The 4,334-nt window shown below is 57.3% G+C and carries 3 protein-coding genes; all 3 read left to right on the top strand.

What is annotated here, in order from left to right; translation table 11 throughout:
• Nucleotides 1-1,407: ATP-binding protein (locus tag K5905_RS28530; protein WP_297590742.1), on the top strand; the 1,407-nt coding region annotated here is incomplete at its 5' end.
• Nucleotides 1,404-2,813, top strand: coding sequence for a sigma-54 dependent transcriptional regulator (locus tag K5905_RS28525; RefSeq protein WP_297590739.1), 1,410 nt, complete (start codon nt 1,404-1,406; stop codon nt 2,811-2,813). The genes K5905_RS28530 and K5905_RS28525, both read left to right, overlap by 4 nt.
• Nucleotides 2,814-3,054: 241 nt before the next feature.
• Entirely contained in the window at nt 3,055-4,071 is a 1,017-nt protein-coding gene (locus K5905_RS28520) for a C4-dicarboxylate TRAP transporter substrate-binding protein (protein WP_297590736.1), read from the top strand.
• Nucleotides 4,072-4,334: the final 263 nt, after the last annotated feature.

Here is a 4,334-nt window from a genome sequence, read left to right as displayed (position 1 = left end):
CCTTATTTCAAATCGGCGATCAAAGGTGAGGAAGGTCAGTTTTTTGCAATTGGCGCGACTCTCGGAGAACCGGGGCTGTTTCTGGCAAGGCCGACACCCGTGGCGGGAGATCCGCTGGGCGTTGCAGTGGTCAAGGTTGATATGCGGCCACTGGAGGAAGCCTGGGCCGAGGGCGGCGAGATCGTATTTGCTTCCGATGCCAATGGCGTGATCTTTCTGTCCAGCCGGCCGGAGTGGCGGTACCGGACGCTGTCGCAGCTACCAAAAAAGATACGCCAGACAATCGTTGCTACCCGTCAATATGCAGGTCAGGACCTGGACCCTGTGAGCGACCAGCCTGTCCATGCCAGGGATCTGGTGACGATCGGCGGCAAGGCCTTCCGCCATAATGCATCGGAAGTTGGTCTGCTTGGCTGGACGTTGCACTTTCTGGTTCCGGTCGAAGAGACCCGCAAGAGCGTGTTCCCGATCTGGGCGGCAACAATCACGCTTTGCCTTCTTTATTTCGTTATCGTGCTGGTATTGCGCGGACGCCGTCTTCGCATGACGTCTGTCCAGCTACGCCGGGAATCGGCGGATCTGAAAGAACTGAACACACGCCTCGTTGATGAGATTCAGGAGCGAAGAAGGATCGAAAGCGAACTCCTGGAAGCCCAGCGAGGCCTTGCCCGCTCCAGCCGGTTGGCGGCGGTGGGTGAAATGTCGGCTGCTGTCGTGCATGAGCTGAGCCAGCCCTTGTCCGCGTTGCGGATGTTTGTCGCCGGTACACGGAAGTTTCTCGAAAAGGGCGACACGCGAACTGCTTCGGAAAACCTGGATGAGATCGATTCTCTGCAAAACCGCATGGCAAATCTGACCCAGGAACTGAAACGGTTTGCGCGCCCTGGTGAAAGCCGGATTGAAAAAATAGACTTGCGAGAAAGCATCCGGACAGCGGAAAAGATCGTTCGCCCTCGCTTCGAGGAAACCGGTGTCTGCCTGAAACTGGACTTGCCTGACCAGCTTCTCGAAGTCGAAACGGCACCTCTTCGTGTAGAGCAGATCCTGGTCAATCTTCTTCGAAACGGTGCCGATGCGGCGGCAACGGAGGAACACGGCGAAGTCTTGCTCATGGCAAAACGTGACGGTGAGCAAGCCCGACTTGAGATTTCCGACAACGGCCCTGGTATTCCGGAGGACTTGCGAGAGCGGATCTTCGATCCATTCTTCTCGACAAAGGCGAGTTCCGGAGGCATGGGCCTGGGCCTGGCAATTTCAATGCGACTGGCCGAGGACCTCGGTGGCAGCTTGTCAGTGAAGGCGAACACCCCTAAAGGAGCCATGTTTGAGCTCTGCCTGCCGGCACTGTCCGGGGAGAACGCCCACAGCAATCCGGCACAAGATTTGGAACCAGAAGCCGCCGAATGACCGAACGATTGGACAAGACACCCGTATTGATCGTCGACGATGATCCCTCCATGCGGGCCGCCCTTCGCCAGTGGATTCGCCTGGCCGGCTTTGCAACCCAGGAAGTTGCGACGGCCGATCAGGCCATGGCAAAACTTTCATCGGACTTTAGTGGCTGCATCGTGTCCGACGTGATGCTGGAAGGTGAAGACGGTGTATCGCTGTTGCGCCGTATCGGCGATCTGGACGGTGACCTGCCGGTTGTGTTGATCACGGGACACGGCGATGTGCCCATGGCGGTCGAGGCCATGCGGGCAGGGGCCTATGATTTTGTCGAAAAACCGTTCGATCCCGACCATATAGCCGAAGTTGTCCGCCGGGCTTGCGACAGGCGCTCGCTGGTTTTGGAAAATCGGGCGCTGAAAACTCGCCTCTCCGATAGTGCGGGGCTTGAAAGTCGACTGATCGGCAGCAGTCCGGCCATGCAGACCCTTCGCCGGCAGATCCTGCATTTTGCCACAACCGATGCAGCGGTGCTGATCACCGGAGAAACGGGAACCGGCAAGGAAGTCATTGCCCAGGCGCTCCACGATTTCAGCCACCGCAAGGATGGCCCCTTTGCTGCCATCAATGCGGCCGCGTTGCCGGAGTCCATGGTCGAGGCGGAACTATTCGGACACGAGGCCGGTGCCTTCACCGGAGCGGACCGATTGCGGATCGGCCGGATTGAAGCTGCAAGCACCGGTGTGCTGTTTCTGGACGAAATCGTGTCCATGCCACTCGGTCTGCAGCCGAAGCTTCTGCGGGTCCTGCAGGAAAAGAAGGTCGACCGAATTGGCGCCACCAGACCCGTGGATGTCGATGTTCGGCTTATCAGTGCTGCGAATATGGATCCGAAAGAAGCTGTCCGGACAGGGCGATTGCGCGAAGATCTCCTGTTCCGCCTGAACACGATTGAACTCACGGTCCCTCCTTTGCGTGAACGCGGTCGGGACAGTCTGCTTTTGTTCGACACATTCCTGAACAGGTTTGCCGTTCAATACTCGATGGTTGCTCCTGTGACGTCTGCCCGGGACGAGGCGTTTTTGCAAACCTATTCCTGGCCCGGCAACGTTCGTGAACTTCGCAACGCAGCTGAACGGTTTGTGCTCAACGCCGGTGTCAGTCCGCAACCATTGGAAACATTGGTCACGGGCCGACAGGGCGCTGGTACGGTGCCGGCTGCCGGTGGCTTGAAAGAGCTGATGGACACCTATGAACGCAGCCTGATCGAAGGTGCATTGCGCAGGCATGGCGGACATATGGCCGAAGTCATGCGCGAACTCAATTTGCCGCGAAGAACCTTAAACGAGAAGATGGCCCGGCTGGGTCTGAGCCGCGACCCGGACGGGTCTGCCGAACCGGTGGATCGTCAGGAAAAATCCTGAAGACACAGTGGATAGGCGGAATTTCGCCGATCCACTCAGGCGATCGGCAAGATCTTGCCGATTGGCCTGAAACATTTTCTTGCCAATTCCCCAAATGCGCCGGAAACCCTGATATTTATGATACCGGTCAGAATTGGCACGGCTCATGCTTAGAGCCTTGTGACTTGGTACGGGCTCGTGTTGCAATATGCGTCCGGGCTGAGCTGCCAAGAAATGGGGCTAAAATATCTGGGAGGATTGCATGCTCTTTTCATTGAAGTCCGCAACCGCTGTTTCGGCGGCTGCGCTCTCCGTCGTATTTGCCACGGAAACCTTTGCTGCCGACGTCACATGGAATGTTTCGCTTTGGGGCAAGCGTCGCGCTTTCACAGAACACGTTGAAAAACTGGCTGAAGAAGTTTCCGCAAAGACCGACGGCAAGTTCGAAATCAAACTGCACTATGGTGGCGCGCTTTCCAAATCTCGTGAAAATCTCGACGGCATCTCCTTCGGCGCTTTCGAGATGGCTCAGTTCTGCGCGTCCTATCACGCGGACAAGAACCCGAGCCTGACCGTTCTGGAACTGCCGTTCCTCGGCGTGAACGACCTGGAAACGGAAGTGAAGGTGTCCAAGGCACTTTATGAACATCCGGCTGTTCAAGAGGATCTGGGTCGCTGGAACGCCAAGCTTCTGATGCCGTCTCCGATGCCGCAGTACAACTTCGCAGGCAAGGGTGACGTTCCTGCTTCAATCTCCGATTTTGACGGCATGCGTGTGCGCGCCCTCGGCGGTCTCGGCAAGCTCATGAGCGCAGTTGGAGCTGTTCCGACTTCCGTGACGGCTTCCGAAACCTACCAGGCGATCGATTCCGGCACCGTTCAGGCCGCTGGATTTGCACCGCATGCGCACCTGTCCTTCAAGGTCGTGGAAGTCGCAGACTGGTGGACCAAGAACCTCAACCCGGGCACCGTGCACTGCCCGATTGTGGTGAACACCGACGCTTATGCAGCGCTTCCGGATGACTTCAAGAAGGCACTCGACGAATCCGTCGATCCTGCACTCGCGCACTATCTTGCAACTTACGCTGCGGTTTATGACAAATGGTGGCCCGAGCTGGAGAGCCGTGGCATTCAGCAGATTGAGTTCTCAGACGAAGAACTGGCTGCCTTCGAAGCAAAAGCAGGACCGATCCACGACGCCTGGGTCGAAGAGCAATCCGCAAACGGCCTGCCGGCTCAGGAATTGCTCGACATGGTCAAGAAGACCATCTCCGAATAAGCCCGTGACTCTGGCTTGACCCTTATCGCTTTCTGGCGCCCAACTCTGTTTGGTGTGCCAGGAAGCCCTGCTCGGGGCTGACACTCATGATGACAACAGATTCTGGCGGACGTTCCGGCTTGGAACGACCGACCACCTATATTCGCTTTGACGGCTGGCTGGCTCACGTCGAAAACGCATTCAACCTGTTCGCGGCATTCTCGATTCTGGCCTTGATGCTGCTGGCGGTAGCCCAGGTTTTCGGGCGTCTCTTTTTCAATACG

This window comes from Roseibium sp. (assembly GCF_025698965.1).
In the GTDB taxonomy this organism is placed as follows: domain Bacteria; phylum Pseudomonadota; class Alphaproteobacteria; order Rhizobiales; family Stappiaceae; genus Roseibium.
Note: the sequence above shows the minus strand (reverse complement) of the source record. Positions and strands in the feature narration are given on the sequence as shown.

What these genes read in the sequence shown, in the direction of transcription:
- K5905_RS28520 (WP_297590736.1), top strand. Translation starts at nt 3,055, where the DNA reads ATGCTCTTTTCATTGAAGTCCGCAACCGCTGTTTCGGCGGCTGCGCTC.
- K5905_RS28525 (WP_297590739.1), top strand. Translation starts at nt 1,404, where the DNA reads ATGACCGAACGATTGGACAAGACACCCGTATTGATCGTCGACGATGAT.